The organism is Streptomyces sp. NPDC006512 (assembly GCF_040611935.1).
Classification (GTDB): domain Bacteria; phylum Actinomycetota; class Actinomycetes; order Streptomycetales; family Streptomycetaceae; genus Streptomyces.
This window is the reverse complement of sequence record NZ_JBEXPG010000055.1, coordinates 1-21,209: the sequence shown is the minus strand read 5'-3', so window position 1 is coordinate 21,209 and position 21,209 is coordinate 1. Positions and strand designations below refer to the sequence as shown.

At 72.1% G+C, this 21,209-nt stretch carries 20 protein-coding genes; 13 read left to right on the top strand and 7 right to left on the bottom strand.

The features are described from left to right. Positions 1-77 precede the first annotated feature (77 nt). Positions 78-1,193, bottom strand: a complete 1,116-nt coding sequence (locus ABZZ17_RS30500; protein WP_356880743.1) for a serine hydrolase domain-containing protein — start codon at positions 1,191-1,193, stop codon at positions 78-80. A gap of 193 nt (positions 1,194-1,386) precedes the next feature. Here ABZZ17_RS30500 and ABZZ17_RS30495 point away from each other — a divergent pair, with 193 nt between their 5' ends. Both ABZZ17_RS30495 and ABZZ17_RS30490 read left to right on the top strand, forming a co-directional pair. Continuing rightward, positions 1,387-2,268: an AraC family transcriptional regulator gene (locus tag ABZZ17_RS30495; protein ID WP_356880741.1), complete on the top strand. Its 882-nt coding sequence runs from the start codon at positions 1,387-1,389 to the stop codon at positions 2,266-2,268. A 215-nt stretch (positions 2,269-2,483) separates the two neighbouring features. Then, the gene (locus tag ABZZ17_RS30490) at positions 2,484-3,338 is read left to right on the top strand and encodes a 2OG-Fe(II) oxygenase (protein ID WP_356880739.1); all 855 of its coding nucleotides are present in this window, start codon (positions 2,484-2,486) and stop codon (positions 3,336-3,338) included. A gap of 71 nt (positions 3,339-3,409) precedes the next feature. On the opposite strand, the gene ABZZ17_RS30485 is transcribed toward ABZZ17_RS30490, so the two are convergent. From ABZZ17_RS30485 to ABZZ17_RS30475, 3 genes are all read right to left on the bottom strand, one after another. Then, positions 3,410-3,883: a TraR/DksA C4-type zinc finger protein gene (locus ABZZ17_RS30485; protein ID WP_356880737.1), complete on the bottom strand. Its 474-nt coding sequence runs from the start codon at positions 3,881-3,883 to the stop codon at positions 3,410-3,412. A gap of 137 nt (positions 3,884-4,020) precedes the next feature. Next, the gene (locus ABZZ17_RS30480) at positions 4,021-4,872 is read right to left on the bottom strand and encodes a universal stress protein (protein WP_356880735.1); all 852 of its coding nucleotides are present in this window, start codon (positions 4,870-4,872) and stop codon (positions 4,021-4,023) included. Between the two features lie 265 nt (positions 4,873-5,137). Continuing rightward, on the bottom strand, positions 5,138-6,163 hold the full coding sequence (locus tag ABZZ17_RS30475; RefSeq protein WP_356880733.1) for an AraC family transcriptional regulator ligand-binding domain-containing protein: 1,026 nt from the start codon (positions 6,161-6,163) through the stop codon (positions 5,138-5,140). Positions 6,164-6,355: 192 nt separating this feature from the next. On the opposite strand from ABZZ17_RS30475, the gene ABZZ17_RS30470 reads away from it, so the two are divergent. Beyond that, entirely contained in the window at positions 6,356-7,129 is a 774-nt protein-coding gene (locus ABZZ17_RS30470; RefSeq protein ID WP_356880731.1) for a type 1 glutamine amidotransferase domain-containing protein, read from the top strand. Between the two features lie 169 nt (positions 7,130-7,298). Then, the gene (locus tag ABZZ17_RS30465) at positions 7,299-8,393 is read left to right on the top strand and encodes an NlpC/P60 family protein (RefSeq protein WP_356880729.1); all 1,095 of its coding nucleotides are present in this window, start codon (positions 7,299-7,301) and stop codon (positions 8,391-8,393) included. 122 nt (positions 8,394-8,515) lie between these two features. Here the strand turns inward: ABZZ17_RS30465 and ABZZ17_RS30460 are convergent, their stop codons facing one another. Beyond that, positions 8,516-9,199 carry a hypothetical protein gene (locus ABZZ17_RS30460; RefSeq protein WP_356880727.1) on the bottom strand — a complete coding sequence of 228 codons (684 nt, stop codon included), beginning with the start codon at positions 9,197-9,199 and terminating at the stop codon, positions 8,516-8,518. Between the two features lie 203 nt (positions 9,200-9,402). On the opposite strand from ABZZ17_RS30460, the gene ABZZ17_RS30455 reads away from it, so the two are divergent. The 8 genes from ABZZ17_RS30455 (at position 9,403) to ABZZ17_RS30420 (ending at position 18,343) form a co-directional block, all read left to right on the top strand. Beyond that, the gene (locus tag ABZZ17_RS30455; protein ID WP_356880725.1) at positions 9,403-10,527 is read left to right on the top strand and encodes a hypothetical protein; all 1,125 of its coding nucleotides are present in this window, start codon (positions 9,403-9,405) and stop codon (positions 10,525-10,527) included. 88 nt (positions 10,528-10,615) lie between these two features. After that, on the top strand, positions 10,616-12,124 hold the full coding sequence (locus tag ABZZ17_RS30450; RefSeq protein WP_356880723.1) for a DUF4246 domain-containing protein: 1,509 nt from the start codon (positions 10,616-10,618) through the stop codon (positions 12,122-12,124). 241 nt (positions 12,125-12,365) lie between these two features. Further along, positions 12,366-13,934: an alpha/beta fold hydrolase gene (locus ABZZ17_RS30445; protein ID WP_356880720.1), complete on the top strand. Its 1,569-nt coding sequence runs from the start codon at positions 12,366-12,368 to the stop codon at positions 13,932-13,934. A gap of 12 nt (positions 13,935-13,946) precedes the next feature. After that, positions 13,947-15,551: an alpha/beta hydrolase gene (locus tag ABZZ17_RS30440; protein WP_356880718.1), complete on the top strand. Its 1,605-nt coding sequence runs from the start codon at positions 13,947-13,949 to the stop codon at positions 15,549-15,551. A gap of 36 nt (positions 15,552-15,587) precedes the next feature. Then, positions 15,588-16,472 (top strand): DUF4436 family protein, encoded by an 885-nt coding sequence (locus ABZZ17_RS30435; RefSeq protein WP_356880716.1) that lies wholly within the window; start codon positions 15,588-15,590, stop codon positions 16,470-16,472. A 9-nt stretch (positions 16,473-16,481) separates the two neighbouring features. Further along, on the top strand, positions 16,482-17,129 hold the full coding sequence (locus ABZZ17_RS30430; protein WP_356880714.1) for a hypothetical protein: 648 nt from the start codon (positions 16,482-16,484) through the stop codon (positions 17,127-17,129). Between the two features lie 240 nt (positions 17,130-17,369). After that, complete coding sequence (locus tag ABZZ17_RS30425; protein ID WP_356880712.1) at positions 17,370-17,981, top strand: RNA polymerase sigma factor; 612 nt, start codon at positions 17,370-17,372, stop codon at positions 17,979-17,981. Positions 17,982-18,040: 59 nt separating this feature from the next. Then, the gene (locus ABZZ17_RS30420; protein WP_356880824.1) at positions 18,041-18,343 is read left to right on the top strand and encodes a hypothetical protein; all 303 of its coding nucleotides are present in this window, start codon (positions 18,041-18,043) and stop codon (positions 18,341-18,343) included. A gap of 98 nt (positions 18,344-18,441) precedes the next feature. Here ABZZ17_RS30420 and ABZZ17_RS30415 read toward each other — a convergent pair whose 3' ends face one another. Continuing rightward, positions 18,442-19,161: an MBL fold metallo-hydrolase gene (locus ABZZ17_RS30415; protein WP_356880710.1), complete on the bottom strand. Its 720-nt coding sequence runs from the start codon at positions 19,159-19,161 to the stop codon at positions 18,442-18,444. 116 nt (positions 19,162-19,277) lie between these two features. Next, on the bottom strand, positions 19,278-20,042 hold the full coding sequence (locus ABZZ17_RS30410; RefSeq protein ID WP_356880822.1) for a DUF1206 domain-containing protein: 765 nt from the start codon (positions 20,040-20,042) through the stop codon (positions 19,278-19,280). A gap of 289 nt (positions 20,043-20,331) precedes the next feature. Between ABZZ17_RS30410 and ABZZ17_RS30405 the strand changes: the two genes are divergently transcribed. Beyond that, positions 20,332-21,117 carry a TIGR04222 domain-containing membrane protein gene (locus ABZZ17_RS30405; protein ID WP_356880708.1) on the top strand — a complete coding sequence of 262 codons (786 nt, stop codon included), beginning with the start codon at positions 20,332-20,334 and terminating at the stop codon, positions 21,115-21,117. Positions 21,118-21,209 lie beyond the last annotated feature (92 nt).

Here is a 21,209-nt window from a genome sequence, read left to right as displayed (position 1 = left end):
CCGTCGGGCCGGCTCCGCGTCACCTGCGGCCGGCGGCGGAGCGCGGCCCGGGCGGGCGCGGACCGCCCTACGCGGTGTCAGCGCAGTCCGCTGTAGGCGGCCATGACGATCTCCATGCCGCGGTTGTCCTCCTGCTGGTCCCGGTCGAGCATCTGGTTCATGACGTAGGCCACCGTCATGCGTGACTCGGGATCGTTCACGACCAGCGAGCCGCCCCAGCCGCCCCAGCCGAAGGCGTTGCCGAACCTGCCGAAGCCCGCGGTCCAGGACATCGGCGTCCGCAGGACGCGGTCGTCGCCGCGGAACACCTCCTGCCACGCGGGCTCACAGCCCTCGGGGGACAGCAGTCGCACACCGCGGGCCGACCCCCGGTTCGCCAGTACCGACTGGGCGAGGGCGACGGACCGAGCGTTGCCGAAACCGTTCACCGCGGGGATCTGCGCGCGACGCCAAGCCGCGGAGTTGACGTCCCTGACCCGGATCGCGGCGCCGGTGTACTCCCGGCGTGCGCCGTCCGGTCCGGGCGGTGCGCTGGAGGCGTACTCGTCGGTCAGGGACGGCGGCGGGACGAGCGGCGCGACCCGGTGGTCATGCTCCGCGGGGAGCCCGATGTGGAAGTCCGCGCCCAGCGGCGCGGCCACCTCCTCGGCGAAGAACTCGGCGAGGCCGCGGCCGGTGATGCGGCGGACGATCTCACCGACGAGGAACCCGAAGGTCAGCGCGTGATAGCCGGCGGCCGTTCCGGGTTCCCATTCGGGAGCCTGCGCGGCCAGTCCCGCCGTCACGCCCTCCCAGTCGTAGAGCTCCTCGACCGCCGTCAGCCCGGCCAGGTCCGGCAGGCCCGCGGTGTGCGACAGAACGTGCCGCACCAGCACGTTCTCCTTGCCGGCCGCGGCGAACTCAGGCCAGTAGGCGGCCACCGGCGCGGACAGATCGAGCCGGCCCCGGTCGGCCAGGACCAGCGCACACAGGGCGCTCATGTTCTTGGTCGTCGAGTTCACGCCGGTGAGGGTGTCGCGCTCCCATCGGGTGGAGCGGTCCGCATCGGCGTAGCCACCCCAGATGTCGACCACCGGCTCGCCGTCCACGTAGACGGCCGCCGAGGCACCCACGTCGTCCTTGCCGAGCAGTGCCGCCAGTGCCTCACGGACCGCGGTGAACCGCGGCTCGCACGTTCCCTCGATATCAGTCATGCCGGTAAGCCTCGGTCGACGCCAGGGCTACCCGCCCGACAATTCCCGCGCCGGTTCTGTCGGGCGGGTGCGCCCGGATTCGCCCACCAGACGGCACTAGGCTCGGATGCCGGCCGCCGCGGCTCCCCGGGCCGCCGCCCGCCGCGGGGTGGCCTTCGCGCGGCGGGGACACGAGGAAGAAGGACGGATACACGTGCTGGAGCGGCTGAACCAGGCGCTGGACCACCTGGAGACCTGCCTCGACCGCGAGGTCGACATGGCCGAGGTGGCCCGGATCGCAGCGGTGTCGGAGTACCACTTCCGCCGGCTGTTCTCCGCGCTCGCCGGGATGCCGCTCCCGGTCTACGTGCGGCGCCGGCGGATGACGCTGGCCGGCGCCGAGGTGCTGGCCGGGGAGCTGACGCTGCTCGATGTCGCGGTGCGGTACGGGTACGGCTCGGGCGAGGCGTTCGCCCGGGCGTTCCGGTCGGTGCACGGCATCGGGCCGGGCGAGGCCCGGCGCACGGGCGCGGTGCTCACGGCCCAGCCGCGCATGTCCTTCCGTGTCGTCGTCGAAGGGGCTACGGCCATGCGGTACCGGATCGTGGAGAAGGAGCCGTTCCGGGTCGTCGGCAGGAAGGCCCGGGTCCCGCTCGTGCACGACGGGGTCAACGCGGCCGCCTCGGCGCACGTGGAGGGCCTGGACGAGCAGGCGGTCGTACGGATGAAGGAACTGGTCCACCGGGAGCCGCAGGGGGTCCTGTCGGCGGTGGTGTACCTGACCGGCAGCCGGGAGGAGGGAGCCGAGGTGGACTACTGGATCGGCGTGGTGACCAGTCCCGACGCGGCCGCCGAGGACCTCGACGCCCTCGACGTGCCGGCCGGGACCTGGGCGGTCTTCGACAACCACGGGCCCTATCCGAGCGCCCTCCAGGAGCTGTGGCGGGACGTGTTCACTCAGTGGTTCCCCTCGAATCCGTACACCAGCCGGCCGGGCCCGGAACTCCTGCGGACGCAGCCGGTGGAGATCGGCACGGAGACCGACTCCCAGCTGTGGATTCCGGTCGAGCGGGGGAGCGGGAGTCCCGGGGCCTGAACACCGCCGGGGCAAGGGTCCGCCCTGCGCATCACGGACGGGTGCCGTCGTACCGCCGCGTCACCACACGGGGGCGGAGTGCGGGCACGGTCCCGGGCGCGGGGGAGAGCGGCACCGTCTCCGACGCGGCAGGACGTGACGCGGGGGCGGCGTACTCCCGTGCGCCCCCGCGTGCTCCTTCGGCGATACGGAGCTCCCAGCTACGGTTCCGGGCCATGAGCGGATACACGATGAAACCGGCCATGCCGACGGAAATCAGCACCGAGGTGCTGCCGCCCTCCTCGCCGTGGTCAGCGTCTCCCGTCATGCCGGCGCCGGTCTGCCGCTTCGAAAACTTCCTGGGAGCGGAACGCGCCGCCTCCCTGCTGGCGTACGCGATCTCCCGGGAGGCCGACTTCTACGCGGGGACCGTCCTGGACCCCCTGTCCGGGCAGGTCACCCGCAAGGGGCGCAGCTCCCTCGTGCTCCCCGTCACCAGTTCCGTCTTCGGCGCGCACCTGGCGGACTCCCTCCCGCTCGTGAGGGAAGTCCTCGGCCATCAGGCCGTGCTGACGCAGACCCTGACCGTCCTGACGGCTCACGGCGAAGGGGGCCACTACGGCCTCCACACCGATGCTTCGCGCGTACGGGACGTCAGTACGGCGCTGTCGGCGGTGTACTACCTCCACGGCGCGCCCCGCGGCTTCGAAGGCGGCCAACTCCGCCTGTACGACACCACGTTCCACGACGGGGAAGCCCGGCCGGCGGAATCCTGCCGCACTATCGAGCCCGAACACGACAGCATCGTGTTCTTCCCGGCGAGTGCGTTCCACGAGGTGGTCCCGTCCACGTGCCCCAGCGGCCGGTTCGCCGACTACAGGTTCTCCCTCACGACGTGGATCAGCGGCGCCGAGTCCGAGACGGCGTCGCCCGGTCCTTCGTCCGGGATCTGGCAGTGGATGGCGCGCGCGGCCGAACACACCCGCCCGGTGGAGGGCACACCGCGGAACCACGACGGCGCCAGCCCCGTCGCTCTGCCCTCGGGCGACCCCGCCGCGCGGCTCGCCTTTCCCCGGCCCCGCTCGGTGTAGGTGGTGCGACGCGGATCGGCGCGGCCGGTTCCGGCTCGCCGCGCCGCGCCGCACCGCGACCGCAGGTGAGGTCAGCCCGGTGCCGGGGGAGGGGGCGTGGTTCCTGGTGACGTCGCGTGGTGCGCGGGCCGGCGGGGATCGGCCTGGGCACAGTGCAGACAGGTGGTCGCGGCGGGCCGGACTTCCAGGCGTTCGGGCGGGATCGTCCCGCCGCACCCCTCGCACTGTCCGTACCGTCCCTGTTCGAGCCGTTCCTGTGCCCGGTCCAGTTCTCGCAGGTGCTCGCTCGCCCGCTCCAGCAGAGAGGCGACGTGGGCGCGCTCGAAGGCGGTGCTGCCTCCTTCGGGGTCGTGCTCGTCGTCGACCGCGATCAGGGCGTTCGCCGCGACGATCCCGTCGAAGTCGCGGCTCAGCGCGGCCGCCCGCGCGAGGGTGTCGGCGCGGTCGGCGGCGATGCGTGCGCGGGCGGTCACCGAACCGGACGGGCCGCGCTCGTCATGGTCGTAGCCGCGCTCGTCATGGTCGTACCGGGATGCATCGCCCATACGCGGGAAACGCCCGTTCGCGGTCCTGGATTCCCCGCTGACCGGGGATCCCCGACCAGGGCCGACGGCGGACTGGGCGATCGCCCGGGCCCGCCGGAAGCCGCCTGGCCCACCCCGGGCGGGGTGGGCCCCGTACGTCAGTCGTGCGGCACGACGGCCACAGGGCACGGGGCGTGGTGGATGACGGCGTGGGTGACCGCTCCGATGTGGGAACCCCTGGCCGCCCTGCGCCGGCCGACGACCACGAGGCTCGCGTCCGACGCGGCCCCGACGAGGTGCTCCGCCGCGCGTCCCGGAGCGGAAACTTCGGACACCTCCACCGTGGGGAACTTCTCCCGGAACGGGCGCACGGCGTCGGCGAGCGCCGAGGCCAGTTCGGCGTCGGCGGGTGCCGCGCGGTGGGGGAGGAAGGAGTGGTGCCATGTGTGCACGACCTCCAGCGGGACGCCGTGCCGCCCGGCGAAGTCGAACGCGAAATCGAGGGGCGCGTCGTGTGCTTCGCTCACATCCACGCCGAGGACCACCTTCCGGGGGCCGCCTCCGGAGGAGCCGCGCGCACCGTTCTGCCCGTATCCAGGACGCACCAGGACCACGGGACGCGATGCGTCCCCGACCACCTCCTGCCCCACCGAACCCACGATGAAGCCGCGGACGCTGCCGAGCCCATGAGATCCCACGACCAGGAGCTCGGCCTCGGCGGCGGCCGCGAGCAGCACGCCGGCGGGGGCGTCCTCGATCTCCTCCGCCGTCAGCGCCAGCTCCGGCCGCCGGGCCCGGACGCGTTGCTCCGTCGCCGCGAGGACGTCTTCCGCCTCACCCGCACGGTCCTCGTGCGACACCCTCACCGCCGCCACCTGGTGCTGAGCCCAGCGCGTGGCGTACACGAGCCGCAAGCCGTTGCCGCGCAGCGCTGCCTCTTCGGCGGCCCAGTCCACCGCCGCCACGCTTCCTTCGGAGCCGTCCACTCCCACGGTGATGGGTCGGGACATGTCGCTCTCCTCGCCTCGGGGCTGTCGTCAACGGGCCGTCACATGGCGCCCGAGGGCGTCCACGCGCGAGGCACCTGATCGAGAAGCTACCCAGTGGCCGGAACACGGCGGTGTACCGCGTTCGGCGACGCCTCCGAAGTGCCCCATCCGGCGGATCACACCGGTCCGACACACACAGCACGGCCCCTACGTCGCCCGCCGCCACACCGGACCCTCCGCTGACTGGCGGGGGCCGCCCGGCGGGTGGCCGGAGCCCGTGAGGTCCTCACCCGCCGCCGGAGCCGTCGAGGTCCGGTTCCGGTGACGCGGGCCGGTGCCGGCTGCGGTACGCGCCCGGAGGCATGCCCTCCCACCGGGTGAACGCCCGGACCAGGGCCGTCGCGCCGCTCAGACCGACGAGCGGGGCGACCCGGTCCAGTGGCAGCGAGGTGGTCTCCAGCAGCCGCCTGGCCCGGCCGTGGCGGGCGGTGTCGAGGAGCGCGCGCCACGACGTGCCCTCCGCGTGCAGGGCCCTGCGCAGGCTCCGGACGCTGAGGCTGAGCTCCTTGGCGGGGCCCTCGGGTCCCGCGTCATCGAGCGCGGCGTCCTCCAGCCACTGCCGTACGCGCCCGGCGACGGTCACGGCCGCGGACAGCCGGTACAGGAGCCGGTCGGCGTAGGCCCGGTGCAGGGCGTTGAGCGCCGGGTCGTGGAGGGGGCGGCGCCGGTCGAGGTCCTCGTCGGCGACCGTGATCGCGGTCTCCGGAGCGTCGAAGACGACGGGGCAGCCGAGGACGTGGGCGTACGGTTCCGCCGAGCCCCTGCGGGGGTGGGTGAACGACACGGCCAGCGGCGCCCAGCCGTCGCCCGCGATCCAGCGGCCCGCCCGCGCCATGCTGCTGACGATCGCCTCCACCTGCTGGGGGTGCATGGCCGCCGGGTCCACGGTCGGCCGGTAGCAGACCCGGCCGACCCCGCCGCGGCGGTGGAGGGTGACCGTGCCGGCCTGGCTCACCAGGGGGTGGTAGCGCTCGGCGGCCTCCGCGGCTTCCGCGAGGCTGGCGGAGGTGAGGACGAGGTGGCCGAGGATGTGCAGCCCCTCGGGCTTGATGCGGTCGCCCACCAGGAGCCCGGTGTGCGGGCCGGAGCCCGCGGCGCCGAGGACCTCGTCCCACAGGGCGCGCATCTCGCCGAACTCCAGCCGGTCCGTGGGCAGGGCCCAGGGACCGGACCCGCCGGCGCCCTCGGCCGTGGCGCTCAGTACGGCGAAGGCGTAGCACGCGGTGACGGAGGGCGGCTCGATGACGGACACGACCGCCAGTCAATGCGGGCACCCCGCCCGCGTCAACACCGTCGGCCGGCCGGTTGCCGGGCCCCGTCCCGGGCTCCGGTCCGGGTTCCGGTCCGGGTTCCGGTCCGGGGAGTCAACGGGTTGGCCGCCGGAGTGAATGACGGGGCCGTCGGCCGCTCCTAGGGTCGGCCTTCGGACACCGAGGAGTACGCCGTGATTCTCTTCCTGCTCCCCGCAGGCGACTACGACCCCACCGAGGCGGCGGTGCCCTGGGCGGCACTGCGGGACGCCGGATTGCAGGTACGGTTCGCGACCCCGGGCGGGAAGGCCGCGTACGCCGACCCCAGGCTCACGGACCTCGGCTTCTCCTGGCTGTCGCCCTGGCTGATGACCCGCCGCGCCGAGCTCGCCGCCTACCGGCGGCTGACCGAGGACCCCCATTTCCTCGCCCCCTGCTCGTACGCGGATGTCGATCCGGCCGCCGTCAGGGGCCTGTTCGTACCCGGCGGCCACGCCGCGGGCATGCGGACGCTCCTGGAGGACGCCACCGCCCAGGAGTTGTTCGCGCGGGTCTTCACCCGGGGGCTGCCGGTGGGAGCCGTCTGCCACGGCGTGCTGCTCGCCGCCCGGGCCAAGGATCCCGCCACCGGGCGCTCGGTCCTCCACGGCCGGCGGACGACGGCGTTGACGGCCCTGCTGGAGCTGACCGGGTGGAACCTCACCCGGTTCTGGCTGGGCCGCTACTACCGCACGTACCGCACCACCGTGCAGCGGGAGGTCACCGAGGCGCTCGCCGATCCGCGCCACTTCCGCCCGGGTCCGCCGCTGCCCGTCCGCGACACCGCCGCCCGGCCCGGACGCGGCTTCACCGTCACGGACGGCAACTACGTCTCCGCGCGGTGGCCCGGTGACTGCCACCGCCTGGCGGCCGAGTACCTGGCCCTCGTGCGCGCCCACGAGGCGGGAGAGCTGCACCGGCCGGGCTGACCGGCCCCCGGGTTCACGCGTACACGAGGGCGGTGCCGGGCTCGGCGCCGTAGCGGCGCACAAGAGGTCCCACGGCTGGGACGGGGCTGCGCCGGCCTGTCCGATATCAGCCGCACGGTCGGCCGGATCGGTCCCTGGCTTGTTGTGACCCGCGCAGGACAATCGTCGTATGCCCCTCTCCAACATCGCGCTTTCCGTTGCCGTCAGCGCCTTCATGACCCTGGTCCCCCTGACCGATCACGTCGCCGCCGCGGACGCCTCCCCTTCGGCGGCCTCGGCCGCCTGCCGGGGAGCCAGGACCTGCTACGTGGACGTGTCCGTCGCCCAGATCTGGGAGAGCCCCGACAAGGTGCGGACGGTGGACGCGAAGGCGCTCACCAACCCCGTCGACATCAGGGGCTGGTTCGCCGCGATGGCCCACGACATCAACCTGCGCCGAGACGTTCCGGGTGAGACGCAGGCCCTGTACGGCGGCAGGGTCACCGTGGTGGACACGACGACGAAGGACGGCGTGCTCTGGGACAAGGTGGTGGTCCACGGCCAGCCCACGCCCCGGGACGCGGCCGGCTACCCCGGCTGGATGCCCGACCGGCAGCTGACGAAGCTCCGGAAGAAGGCCCCGTCCGGCACGACGGCGGAGCGCGTCACCAGTCCGACGGCCTGGGGCTACCGCTCGCGTCAGGCACTGGCGGCGGGGGCGCCGTCCAAGGGGCGCACCGAGTACTCGTTCAACACGGAGTTCGCCGTGAAGCCCGTCCCCGGCGCCCCGTCCGTCGTGGAGGCCCGGGCCAACGACGGCACGCCGGTCTACTTCGAGCGCGACGACCTCGCGAAGGTTCCGACGTCGGGGGTGACCGGCGACGACGTGGTCGCCGAAGCGCGCAAGTTCCTGGGCCTGGAGTACCTCTGGTCCGGCACGGCCGGGTTCGGCTACGACTGCTCCGGCCTGACGAGCCAGGTGTACTCCACCCTCGGCATCACCATCCCGCGCGACAGCCAGCCGCAGTTCGACGCCGGAGGCGGCGCGGCGCCCGCCGGCTCGGCCGAAGGCGAGCGGATCACGTCTACGGCCGACCTCCGGCCGGGCGACATCGTGGGCTTCGGCAGCAGCACCTCCAACGTCACCCACGTGGGCATCTACGTCGGCACGAACGACCAGGGCGAACCGATGATGATCAACTCGCCCAAGACGGGGGAGAGGGTGAGGGAGGAGCCCCTGTCGAACCGTCCGTTCGTGGGCGCCACCCGCTTCATCGGCTCCTGAACCGGTGCTCCGCACCGCCGGACGGTCGGGGGTGGCACATCGGGATCACCGGCCGTTTCCTTCGAGCTGGGCGGGGACGCGGGAGGTCCGCCTCGGGGTGCGGGACGAGCGTCGGCCCGGGGTCACCAGGGCAGGGTGACGAGCACCGTCCCTTCGGTGGTCCGGACCGACACGCTGCCCGTGTCGCCGTAGACCTCGCGCCGCCAGTCGGCGAACAGCCCGGCCAGGCGGAGCGCGGCGCCGTGGCTGAGGGCGTCGTCCGTGAAGTCGGAGTAGAAGGTGATCCGTGCCTCGCCGACGGCGCCTGCCTTCCGGACCCGGGTCTCCCGTACGGACCGATGGGAGACGGTTCCGTCGTCGGCCTTGGTGAGGTGCTGTACGAGGTAGGCCTGGAAGTCCCGGGTCATCTCGAACCAGTCCGCGGGCCCGCAGGGGCCGCCCCCGTTGCCGATCTCCCCGTCGGTCGGCGGACCGGCGCCGCCCGAGGTCTCCTGATCGGTGGGCGGTCCGGCATGTCCGCCGGTCTCCTGGTCGGTGGGCGGACCGGCATGCCCGCCGGTCTCCTCGTCCGTGGGCGGGCCGGCATGTCCGTCGGCGGTGTCCTGGTCGGTGGGCGGGCCCGCGTCCCCGCCGCTCTGGTCGTCAGTCGTCGTGTCGAGGCCGCAGTCGGCGGTCGGCGCGAGGGAGGACGCGGGCCCAGGTCCTGCCGCCCCTCCCGGCGCGGTACTTCCGCACCCCGCCATCAGGGCGCACAGGAGCCCCACCACCAGGACGCGCCCCGCTGCCGGAACGGCCTTGCCTGCCATGGACTTCTCCCTCGGTCCTCCATCAAGAGGGGATTCCGCTCGCTCCGGTTCACCCGCCCCCGCCCCTCAGGCACTGACGGAGTCCGGCCGCGCCCACGGTCGTCGAACGGGCTCTCCCTGGACAGCTGATCTGCTGACCTGCCTGAACCGGCCGGCCGCTTAAGATGATCACCACACGATCATCCGGCGGGAGAAGAACACCAGTGCCGACCACGCGCGAACACGAAGCGGCCCAGGTCAGGGATGCGGCCCTCTTCATAGGACTGCCGAATCCGGCACTCTGGTCGGGGCCGCCCGTACGCGAGGGTGACCTCGCCGCGTGGATGGAGTCGGTGGAGTACTTCACCACCCTCGAGATCAACTCGGTCCTCACCGTGCACAGCCGCTCCGGCAACGCCTTCGAGTTGTACGGCAAGGGGCGCAGCTTCCTCAACCCCGTGCGGCTGGCCCGCTATTCGCCCTGGGCCATCGAGGCGGACTCCGCCGAGGAGAACCCGGAAGTCCTCGTCCGCGCCCACGCGGCCTGGCGGTACTACGTCGACGGTGTCGTGCGGCGCCTGGGTCCGCCCGTCCGCGTCACCGAGGACGGGGACCGCTTCCCCGAGGCCATCTGGCTCCCCGGCGGCGAGGAAGGCCCCCGCCTGCGCCTCTGGCTGAACTGCTCGCAGGTGCTGAACCCGGACATCCAGCTGTCCGACAAGATGCCCGGGGCCGCCCTCGTCCGCCTCGACGCCTACGCCCCGGCGCAGCCGGCCGACGCCGCACCGGCCGAGGTCTCCTCCGCCAACGACGTGCCCGAGTGGATCCCCGCGTCCTACCAGGAGTACGCGGTGCAGCAGGCGCGGCTCGAGTACGAGGCCCCGGAGGACGACGACGACCTCGTCAAGCGGATCCAGCACGCGCTCGCCGGCGCCCTCCGGAACGGCGGATCGGTGCGGGCCTACCTCGGCGACCTCGCCGAGAGCGCCGTCGCGTCACAGCCGGACGTCGACTCGTACCACTGGCAGCACGTCTTCCAGCACCCCGACGCCCCTCAGGGCCGGCTGCCCGCCCTCCACATGGCGCATGTGATCAGCGTCCTCGTAAACCAGACGACGGACGGTTCGGCCCGCATCCCCGAGACCGTGGAACCGGGACTGTCGCTGCACTACTACGACCTCTTCAACCCCCGCATGCAGAACTCCCTCGGCATCACGGGGCAGGAGGCGTGCGCGGTGTGGCGAAGGGTCAACACGTCGTACCGCGCGTCGATCCCCGGGAACTCCTACATGGTGGCCCCGACGGACGTCGTCGAACGCCTGTCGGCGCAGGCCGACAAGACCCCCTGACACTCGTTCCTCCCCTCCGCCTCCTGTGGTGTCAGTGGGCCGGGTTATTCTTCCGGGCACCGCACACCGACTGTGAGGACCACCAGAAGTGACCGGCTCGTCCCCCTTTCCTCTGCCCTTCCAGAGCTCCCCTTCCCCGGCGTTCGCGGCGCCACGGACGCTGCGGGAGCTGGAGATGATGCAGTGCAGCTCGCACCTGCGCGCGAAGCCCGCGTGGTTCGACAAGATGAACGACGCCGACATCGTCGCCAGGTGGACGCGGGAAGCGGTGGCGCAGGGCCTGACCGAAGCGCAGGTGCGCTACGTTCTCGCCGAGCTGGAGCACTACGCCGCGCTGCGGGACGCGCGCACCGGCATCGAGGTTTCCGCGGTCGACGGGGTCTGGCAGTCGGACACCCTCGTCGACGAGCAGCTCAGGACCCGGTTGCGTGAGGCCGTCCGGGTCCTGGAAGAGGTCCCCGAATCGGAGCGGGACTGGCATCCCGGATCCGACGGCCAAGTGCTGGATCTCGTACACCCCTCACTGTTCTGCCTGGTGAGAGAGGTGAGCGGAGGTCCTGAGCGGGCCTGGCAGAACCCGACGAACCGCTACTCGAAGTACGAGTTCTCGGAGAGGTTCCAGTGGCTGCCCACGGACGCCGACGTCAGTGACGATGGCGCCGTCGCCTTCCGCTCGTACGTCAACAACGTCCACCCCGAGACGCATCACGCACTCGCGTCCGTCCTGCCGGACGTGTTCGCGCGCCTGCGCCCGCTGTTCGAGAACGTGCTCACCGACCTGAGGCACCCGCGGCCCCTGCGGATCGAGGCCGATCCCTACGGCTGGTACGACTCGGAACCGGAGTATCCGAGCCAGTCGTCCTACAGCGACAACGCGGCCTACCTGGATGCCCGCGACGCCTGGGAAGAGGCCCATGAGGCCTGGTGGGAGAACCGCCGCCCGGTCGTCCCGGACGCCCCGGCCTTCAGCCCGCCCGCACGGCCCGACGCCTCCGCCCGGGTCGACCTGCGCGGCCGCCGGCTCCAGGTCATCGTCAAGCTCGCCACCCTCCACCTCACCCCGGAGAAGCCCGAGTACCCCGGAGGTTCCTGGCACGTCGAGGGCATGCTGAACGAGCGGATCGTCTCGACCGGCATCTACTACTGGGACAGCGAGAACATCACCGAGAGCCGGCTGGGTTTCCGGGCCGCACTCGACGACCCGCGCTACGAACAGAACGACGACGCCGGGCTGCGCGAGGTCTACGGCCTGGAGGACGAGGACGCGCTCAACCAGGTACTGGGCGCGGTACCGACCCCGGCCGGCCGCTGCCTGGCGTTTCCCAACGCCCTCCAGCACCGTGTGGACGCGTTCCGCCTCGCGGACCCCACCCGCCCGGGACACCGCAAGATCCTCGCGTTCTTCCTGGTCGACCCGGCGGAACGGATCGTCTCGACCTCCGACGTCCCGCCGCAGCAGCCCTGGTCCGACACGTCGACCATGACGCTCGACCAGGCCAGGACGTACCGCGAGGAACTCATGAAGGAACGCAAGTTCTTCGTCGACGAACACAACGAGCAGCTCTACGAACGGGAGTTCTCGCTCTGCGAGCACTGAACCGCGCGGGCAAGCCCACGGGTACTCGCCCCCGGCGGCGCACACAACGCTACCGGGTGGGCCGAAGAGACGCACGAAGAGAGGGACCGGGACGGGAGAGGCGGCCTCGCCACCGGGCGTGACCGCACCGCGAGCGCGCGAACGCTCCGCCGGGTAGCGTTGAAGACGTGCGTTCCGCCCAAACCGCTGCGGCCTGGCCGGGCAGGTCAGGCACCTCTGTCCGGCAGAGGAACGAGATCACATGCCAAAGCACAGCATTCGCGGGGCGACCGCCGCGACGGCTCTGGTCTGCCTGGCAGCCTTCGGCCCCGTACCGAGCAGCTCCGCCGCAGCAGCCCCGCCGTCAGCGGCTCCGCATCCGGCCGGGCAACCCGGCGCGGCGGGCTCCTCACGGTTCGTGCCCGGTCCCTGTCCGAAGCCGCCCGAGCCGATCGAAGCGCTGAGCGACGCACAGTGCGGGTATCTGGAGGTCCCCGAGAACCGCTCCCGCCCCGGCGGCCGGACCATCAAGCTGGCCGTCGCGAGGATCCCGGCCGCCTCCGACAAACCCGCCGCGGACCCCGTGGTGTTCATGGCGGGCGGCCCCGGCGCCGACACGTTCGACGATATCCCGTTCCTCGTCGACTCCGGCCTGAACAAGGACCGCGAACTGATCGTCATGGCCCAGCGCGGCAACCGCTACGACCAGCCGAACCTCGCCTGCCCGGAGGTCGACCGGTTCAACGGGCAGGCGGTGGGCCTGGGCTATGACGCACAGCAGGCGGAACGGATCATGCTGAAGGCGGTGACGGACTGCCGGACCCGCCTCATGGCCGACGGAGTCGACCTGAGCGCCTACAACAGCACGGAGAACGCCGCGGACTTCGCCGACCTGCGCAAGGCGCTCGACATCCCCCGGTGGAACGTCTACGGGTACTCCTACGGCAGCAACCTGGCCCTCACGTACCTGCGCCTGCACCCCGAGGGCATCCGCGCGGTGGCGATCGACTCGATCGCACCTTCCCAGTTCGTGACCCTGCCGTGGACGTGGGGCAGCACCGCCGAGGGGATCCGCAACATCTTCGCGGCCTGCGCGGCCCAGCCCGCCTGCAAGGACCGCTACCCCGACCTTCCCCGACTGCTGACGGAGCAGGTCCGCGAGCTGGAGGCGCGGCCCCTGACGCTGAACGTCACGCCGCCGGACGGCGGGAAACCGGTCAAGACCGTCCTCGACGGGGGTGCGCTGCTGAACCTGATCGTCGCCTTCACCCCGCGGCCCAAGGACATGCCCGCAGCGCTGGAGGAACTCAGCAAGGGGAACCCGGAGCGCTTCGCGCAGGCTCGCGCGGCCGGCTCGGTCCAGAAGGTCGGCGAGTTCGCGCACGGCCTGACGAACTCGATCGCGTGCAGTGAATGGGCTCCGGGGTACTCGGAATCCGACGTGCTGAAGGCGGGACAGAAGGCCTACCCCGGCTGGCCGGACACCGTCCTGGCCCAGCCTCCGCAGCTGCCCTTCCAGTACCCGGTGTGCGGGATCTGGAACGTCCCGGACCGCGCGTCCGTCCAGCGGGTACCCACCTCCAGTTCGGTGCCGGCACTCGTCATCTCGGGCACGTTCGACGTGAAGACCGGGGCGAGTTGGGCCAGGGGAGTGGCCCGCAACCTGTCCAACTCGACCTCCGTGCAGGTCCCCGGGATCGGCCACTGGGTGGTCCCGCAGTCGCCTTGCGCGCAGAGCGTGCTCGCCTCGTTCTTCGCCCACCCGACCGCGCCCGACACGCGGTGCGTGGACGACCTCGAGCCCCAGCCGTTCACGATCATCCCGAAATAGCCGGGAGTGCAGATGACCCTCCACCAAGCTCCCCGTCGCAGGCGCCCCGCACGACGGCTCCTGGCGACGTCGGCCGGCATGGCGACCGGTCTCCTCGTCACCGGCCTGCTCACCGCCCCCGCCCAGGCACAGTCCCGCACCGAGCCCAGCCCCGGAGCGCCGATCGGCACGGTCGCCCGGACGGTTGGCGACGCCGGCTTCGAACCGGGTCCCTGCCCGAAGACGAAAGACCCGGTCGAGGAACTCGCAGGGGCCCGTTGCGGAACGCTCACCGTCCCCGAAAACCGCGCCGCACCAACCGGCAAGACGATCGAACTCGGGGTCGCGATCGTGCCCGCCGTGGCCGGCACACCGAAACCCGACCCCATCGTGTGGCTCGCGGGCGGACCCGGAGACGACGCCGTGGGCGAGGCGAAACTGGCCGTCGACGGAGGCCTGAACCGCGACCGTGACGTGATACTCATGTCCCAACGCGGCACCTACTCGGCCGACCCGGAGCTCCTGTGCCCCAACGTCGACGAGTTCAACGCCCGCGTGGTCGGCCTGGTCTACGACGCTCCGTCCACCGAACGTCTGCACGTCGAGGCCACGAAGGCCTGCCGCGACAAGCTGGCCGCCCGCGGGATCGACCTCAGTGCCTACAACGACACCGAGAGCGCCGCCGATTACGAGGACCTCCGCAAAACCCTGGGCGTCGATCGGTGGAACCTGTACGGCATCTCCTACGGCACCCATCTGGCGCTGGCGTACATGCGCCTGCACCCCGAAGGTCTCCGCTCGGTGGGCATCGACGGCATCCTGCCGCCGTCCAGGTCCGGGTCGGCCGCGACCTGGAGCAGCTTCCGGCAGGGCACCGACGGCCTGTTCAAGGCCTGCGCGGACCAGCCCGCCTGCAACAAGCGCTATCCGAACCTGTCGGCCACCTTCGAGAAGCTCGTCAGCGACCTCGAAGCCAAGCCCGTCACCACCACCGTCACGGTCCCCGGCAGCGACAAGCCGGTGAAGGTCGTGCTGGACGGCGGGACCCTGGTGAACTGGCTGACCTCCGCCACCCACACCGCGGAGGACGTACCCCTCTTCATCGACGAGCTGGCGAACGGCAACCCGCAGAAGATCGCCCAGCAGTGGGCGGCCTGGAGGACCAACCCCAAGGGCATCGGCGTGGTTTCGCACGGTCTCGCCTACGGCATCTTCTGCAGCGAGTGGACGCCGTACGAGAGCAAGGACGCGGCGCTCCAGGCCGGACGGAAAGAGTTCCCGTCGTTCCCCCGCTCGGTGCAGGCCCAGACTCCGATGCTCACCTCCCTCCATCCGGACTGCGACGTCTGGAACATCCCCAAGGCCGCGCGCTCGATCCGGGACGTCACGACCAGCGACATCCCCACCCTTGCCCTGTCGGGTGCGTTCGACGCCCAGACCGGAGCGGACAACGGGGCCTACGTCGCCCGCACACTGAGCAACGCCAAGGTCGTCACGATCCCCTACGAGCCGCACGTGGTGATCGCCACCTCGAAGTGCGCCCAGGACATCGCCGTCTCGTTCTTCGACAACCCGAACGCGCCGAAGACCGAATGCCTGAAGAGCCTTGAAGCACCGGAGTTCAAGACCGCGCCCTGACACCGCTCTTCTTCCCCGCCCCGTCGGAGTGTCACCATGGCCCCCACCTGGGAATCACGTCCTCCGCGCCGCTCGGGAGCCTCGCTGCTGCCGGTCCTGCTCCCCTTCGCCATTCTGATCGTGGTGGCGGTGGCCGTGGGGTCATGGCTGCAGTTCACCGAGCGGCAGGTGCTCGACACGGTCCGCACCGTCGGATCCCAGGCCGCCGACCGGGTGGACGTGGAGGCCGACGTCCAACGCGTCGACGCCGCGGCCAGAGAGCTGACGCTGCGGGTCCGGGTCACCGCGCGCGGGACCCTCGGTGAGGAGGACGGGACCGCCCCGGTCGCTGATCTCAGCCTCCAGACCTCCGCGCAGACACTCGGCGATCTGGAGTTCAAGGCCCACGAGCGGCTCACGATCAGGGACGTGCAGGTAGCGATCACGGATGGATCGATCAGCGACTACCCGTTCGACACCTACGAGACCGACATCGAATTCTGGGCACAGATGGACGCCGAGCAGGTGCCGGTGCGGCTGCTGTTCTCCAACCACGACACGCTCTTCGCAACCTCCGCGACACCCGTCCCGTCCGGGCAAGAGGCCGCCGGCTTGGCGCTGGTGCTGGCCCGATCGGGCAGCCTGCTCGCCTTCGCCGTCTTCATGATGATCGTGATGTGGGCGCTGGCAGCATCCGTGACCATCGGTGCCTGGTACATGGCGACCCGCGGGGAGGGCCTGGTCTGGGCCGCACTCGGCTGGATGGCCGCCACCCTGTTCGCCCTCTCGGCGTTCCGCAACAACGCCCCCGGCGCGCCCCCGATCGGCTGCGTGCTGGACTGGTTCGCCTTCCTGTGGGCCGAAACCGTCATCGCCCTCTGCCTGATCTTCGTGGTCGTCACCGGCGTCCGCACCGTCCTCCGGGACGACGACCACGACTAGCCTGTGCCGATGGGACTCGACATCACCGTGCTCATGGTCGACTGGGACCACCTGGCGCGCATACCGGCGGACGACCGGGTGAACGTACTGCGCGACGCCGCCTGCCCCGACTTCTGCTGCACGGCGTGCGACGACGCCGACTCCGCCGTGACGGGCGGCTGGGCGTGGCAGCGGCAGGTGACCTGGTGCGCCGAGTACCGGTTCTACGGAACCACCGGTTCCTACGGCTACCACCCCCGGTTGGCCAACGCCTGGGAGGACGTCCGGACCTGGGTCGCCCCCGAACTGCGGGACGCCCTGGACCATTTCCTGCGCGGCCTGTTCTGGGACGACCCGGACGACCTCACGGGTATGGACTCCACGTCCTCCGCGGAGGACGAGCGGCCCGCCGCGCGCGGCTTCCCCGACGACCCCGCCCCGTGGCGCCCCCGGGTGCTCATGCTCAGCGCCCCGGACGAGGTACCGGAGCTGGTCCGTTCCTGGCAGATCGCCGCGCCCCGGCTGGAGGAGCTTCGCGGGCCCTTCGCGGACGAGGCCGCCGGCTGGGCGGGCCGGCCCGCCGGCTTCGACGCCACCGCGGCGCTGCTGCGCGAATGGGGCGACGTGGCCACGGAGGCCGGCGCCCGTGGGTGGGGCCTGATCGGACTCCCCTTCTAGCAGGGTGTCCGCGAGAAAATCCGGTCCGGGGTGAATCCTTTCCGGGCCTGCCCGCCTCTTGTGTGTGTACCGGCCGAACGGGCCGGCAGAACCGGGAGGAAACGCACATGATGGTCACTGGCCTCGTAGTGGTCGGAGCCCTGCTCGTGGGCGCGTGCAGCTGGCACCTGATGCGGCGCTACAAGGGCCGAAGCTGACCGGCGCGGCGCGCGAGGGGAGCCTTTGGAAGATGAGGAGCAGATGAACCAACGCTACGCCTGGCCGGACGAGCCGCTGATCAGGGCCGCTCAGGACGGCGACTGCACGTCGCTCACCACGGTCGTCATGGAATCGCAGCCGCACGTGCGCAAGTTCGCCCTGTCGCTGTGCGCCTCGCCGCAGGACGCGGAGGACGCGGCACAGGAGGCGCTGATCATCCTCTACCGGAAGATCGGCACCCTGCGGAGCACCGGGGCGCTCGCCTCATGGATGTTCCGGATCGTGCGCAACGAGTGCCTGCGGCAGGTACGGCTGCTCGTCTCGCGGGGCGGCGAGGCGCCGGCCGGACCGGAGACGTCCGCGGAACGCTCCGCCGAGGACGCGGTGCTGCACCGGCTGGAGGTGGAGCGGATCGCGGCTGCGGTCGGTTCCCTGCCCCGTGACCAGCGGCAGGTCCTGATCATGCGGGACATCCAGGGCCTGCCCGGCGGCACCGTCGCCCGTGCGCTGGGTCTGAGCAGCGCCGCGATGAAATCGCGGCTGCACAGAGCACGAGCGGCACTGCGTCACGCGTTGGAGACCACCGACCGGACGACACCCCAGCCCCCCGACCCGCCCATCGACCCATCCGCCGGAGGGGACTCGACACCGTGAAGACCTTGGACACCGTGAACACAGTGAAGACCGTGAACAGCGCGCAGGGTGCGACGGGCCTGGTCACCGCGGCGCCCGTGCCGCCCGTTGCGCCCGTGGCGGCCGAGAGGAACTTCGCCAGCGCCTCCGTCCCGCGCCACCTGGCGCGCGGCGCCATCGGTTTCGGGCTGATCATCGGCTCGATCGCCTTGGTGCCCGTCCTCGGGCCGGCCTCCCTGCTGGCGGCCCCGCTGGCGCTGGTCGCCTTCCGCGGCTGCCCCACCTGCTGGCTGGTGGGCCTCGCGCAGACCATCTCCCGCGGCCGTCTGGAGCGCCAGTGCACGGACGGCGTCTGCACCCTCACCAAGGCGCACCCGTCGTAGGCGATGAGGAAGGCCCCGCTGCCGGCCGGCGGCGGGGCCTTCCCGTCGAGCCGGTCCGTACTGGCCACCCGGGCGCCGGCCCCCGCGACGTGGGGGCGCTACACCCAGTCCGTTTCCGGCGTGGCGGAGCGGAGCACGGCGCCCGCGTCCTGCGTCAGCGGTTCGCCGTGGGGCACGCACACGACCTCCGTCTCCAGCGCGGCCAGCCGCCGGAAGGAAGCGACGGCCTGCTCCCTGTCCACGTTGAACGGACCCAGGATCGCTCGGCCCTCCGCGGTGGCGACGGTGTCACCCGGGAACAGCACACCGCTGGACGTGAGATGGAGTGCGATGCTGCCCGGGGTATGGCCCGGAACGTGCAGGACCCGGACGGGCTCGGCCCACCCGTCGAGGACTTCTCCGTCGCTCAGTTCCACGTCCACCGGTACGGGTTTCGCGGGCGGCACACCCGCTTCTGCGAAGCCGGCCATGACCTGCTCGTAGAGGGCACGCTCCGAGGCGGTGAGCACCGGCTCGGGTCCGGGTGCGGTGCCGCTGATGAACGGCGCGTCCAGCGCACCGGCCAGGACCCGGGCGCCCGTGGCCGCGACGAGGTCCGCGGCCGAACCCACGTGGTCGCCGTGGAAGTGGGTCAGAACGATCTGGAGCACGTCCTGAGGACGGCCGCCGAGCCGGTCGACAGCCTCCAGGATCGCCGGGGCGGACCCCGGCACACCGGTATCGATCAGCGCGTAGCCGTCCGGCAGACGCGCCAGGTGGACGTGTCCGACGGGGAGGGACAACTGCCAGACGGCAGGGGTGACTTGGATGAGGTCCATGGTGTGACGCTAACGGGCGGCCGGGGAGCGGCCGGTCTCTTTGCGCTGGGGGTGGATTCCGCGCAGCGTGAACGGCCGACGGTTCCGCGAACGGCTGCGGCTCAGGAAGGGCCCGCTCAGACCCGGCGCCAGATGGCCATGGCCCAGGAGAACACCCCGAACAGCACGAGCCCGGCGGCGACCGCCACGAGGAGCCACGGACCCGCCGGGGTTTCCGCGAACGTGCGCAGGGTGTCGTCGACCCCCTTCGCCTTCGCCGGGTCGTAGCTGACCGCGGCGTGCACGACGAACGCGCCGACCGCGGCGAAGACGGCACCGCGCGCCAGCCCGCCCACCACCCCGAGGAGCTCGACCGCCTTGCGGACCCCCTCGGGCTGCCGGTCCATCGCCAGGTGCTTGCGGAAGGTGCGCCGCACTGCCTGTACGGCGATCACGACGCCGCCGATGGCGATACCCGCGCCGGCCGCCGCCACCCACCACGGGCCGCCGGGCAGGTCCAGGGCCTGGGCCGTCACGTCGCGGGACTGCTCGTCGCCGGACTGCCCGCCGCCGGACCCGGCGGCGAAGGAGAGCACGGAGAACGCGACGACCCCGTAGAACACGGTCCGGGCGGCCGCGGCCAGTCGCTTGCCGACCTTGTCCCCGTCCGGGCCCGCCGCGCCCAGTACCGCCTCCGACAGCCGCCACAGCGTCATGCAGACCAGGCCGATGCCGACGGCCCACACGAGGACGCCGCCGAAGGGCTTCTCCGCGAGCTCCTGCAACGCGCCCGTGCGGTCGGCTTCCTCGCCGCCCCCGCTCCCACCGAATGCCACGCGGACCGCGATCACTCCGATGAGTACGTACAGCAGGCCGCGCGCGACCAGCCCGCACCGGGCCATCACCGCCCTGCCCGTGCCGCCCTTCGAGGCGGTCTCCACACCTTCACGTGCCGCTTCGCCAGCCGTCATGTCCCGCGATTACCCCCGCATCCCGCCTCCATGCCCAGCCCGACGCCCGGCCCGCGCCGGCCACGGGGGCGCAGCGGGATCCCGGACGGTCGGCGCGACACCCCCTACACGAAGAGTGACCGAGCGGGACCGGCTCCGGGCCCGACCCGGTACCGGCGCCAACCGGCTTGCGGGCGGAGTGGTTTGGCGCCAGTTTGGTGGCGACAGGAAGGGGCGGACCGTGCTCGTGATCAACGCGGTGCCGGCCGGAGCCGCGTGGCTCCTGCTGCTGATAGCCGCCGCTCTACGCCTTCACCCGGGCCGGAAGCCGGTGTCCGGCCCGCTCGGCCGCCGGCTCACTCCCGTCGAGACGGGCCTGCTGCGCGGGGGCGGGCGGGGTGCGGCGCAGACCGCACTCGTAGAGCTGTACCTGGCCGGTTCGGTCGAGGCCGGATGGCGGCAGACCGTCCAACCCGGCAAACCCCGACTGCCGCGCGGCTGCTCCGAGGTGGCCCGCGCCCAGTACCACGCGCTGTACGGGCCCCTTCACCCGCGCCGCCTTCACGACACGGAGCGGGTGCGACGTGCCGTCCAGGGGGTGGCCACGGAACTGGAGCGGGCGGGACTGGTGGTGTCCCGCAGGCGGGTGCGGGCCGTACGGAGCCTGCTGCTGCCGGTCTTCGCCGCGGCTCCACTCGGTGCCGTCATGGGGGGCCGGACAGTGGTGTGGCTCCTTCTCGGCCTCCTCGCAGACCTCGGAGCCCTGGCCCTGTGGGTGTGGCCCCGGCGCACCCTGCGCGGCGCGGGGCTGCTCGCCCGGCTGCGCCGCGACCACGCGGAGGTCCGCGGGGCGACCGTGCGTCGGCCGGACGCCCTGCTGCTGAGCGTCGCGCTGTTCGGCGCACCGGCGCTCCGCGACCAGCTACCCCGGTTCACCGAGGAGAGCGGCATGCTGACCCGCCCCGCGAGGGAGCCCATGGACCGGGGCGGCGGCTCCGGCGAGGCGTTCGCGAGCTGTGGGGGTTAGGCACTGTCTTCAAAGGGTTCTGATGGGGGATCATGTGCCGCATGGTGCGTCGTCATGAACTGTCGGATCTGGAGTGGGAAGCGTTGTCCGCG

What these genes read in the sequence shown, in the direction of transcription:
- ABZZ17_RS30500 (WP_356880743.1), bottom strand. Translation starts at nt 1,193, where the DNA reads ATGACTGATATCGAGGGAACGTGCGAGCCGCGGTTCACCGCGGTCCGT.
- ABZZ17_RS30490 (WP_356880739.1), top strand. Translation starts at nt 2,484, where the DNA reads ATGAGCGGATACACGATGAAACCGGCCATGCCGACGGAAATCAGCACC.
- ABZZ17_RS30485 (WP_356880737.1), bottom strand. Translation starts at nt 3,883, where the DNA reads ATGGGCGATGCATCCCGGTACGACCATGACGAGCGCGGCTACGACCAT.
- ABZZ17_RS30480 (WP_356880735.1), bottom strand. Translation starts at nt 4,872, where the DNA reads ATGTCCCGACCCATCACCGTGGGAGTGGACGGCTCCGAAGGAAGCGTG.
- ABZZ17_RS30465 (WP_356880729.1), top strand. Translation starts at nt 7,299, where the DNA reads ATGCCCCTCTCCAACATCGCGCTTTCCGTTGCCGTCAGCGCCTTCATG.
- ABZZ17_RS30460 (WP_356880727.1), bottom strand. Translation starts at nt 9,199, where the DNA reads ATGGCAGGCAAGGCCGTTCCGGCAGCGGGGCGCGTCCTGGTGGTGGGG.
- ABZZ17_RS30445 (WP_356880720.1), top strand. Translation starts at nt 12,366, where the DNA reads ATGCCAAAGCACAGCATTCGCGGGGCGACCGCCGCGACGGCTCTGGTC.
- ABZZ17_RS30440 (WP_356880718.1), top strand. Translation starts at nt 13,947, where the DNA reads ATGACCCTCCACCAAGCTCCCCGTCGCAGGCGCCCCGCACGACGGCTC.
- ABZZ17_RS30435 (WP_356880716.1), top strand. Translation starts at nt 15,588, where the DNA reads ATGGCCCCCACCTGGGAATCACGTCCTCCGCGCCGCTCGGGAGCCTCG.
- ABZZ17_RS30430 (WP_356880714.1), top strand. Translation starts at nt 16,482, where the DNA reads ATGGGACTCGACATCACCGTGCTCATGGTCGACTGGGACCACCTGGCG.
- ABZZ17_RS30425 (WP_356880712.1), top strand. Translation starts at nt 17,370, where the DNA reads ATGAACCAACGCTACGCCTGGCCGGACGAGCCGCTGATCAGGGCCGCT.
- ABZZ17_RS30415 (WP_356880710.1), bottom strand. Translation starts at nt 19,161, where the DNA reads ATGGACCTCATCCAAGTCACCCCTGCCGTCTGGCAGTTGTCCCTCCCC.
- ABZZ17_RS30410 (WP_356880822.1), bottom strand. Translation starts at nt 20,042, where the DNA reads ATGGCCCGGTGCGGGCTGGTCGCGCGCGGCCTGCTGTACGTACTCATC.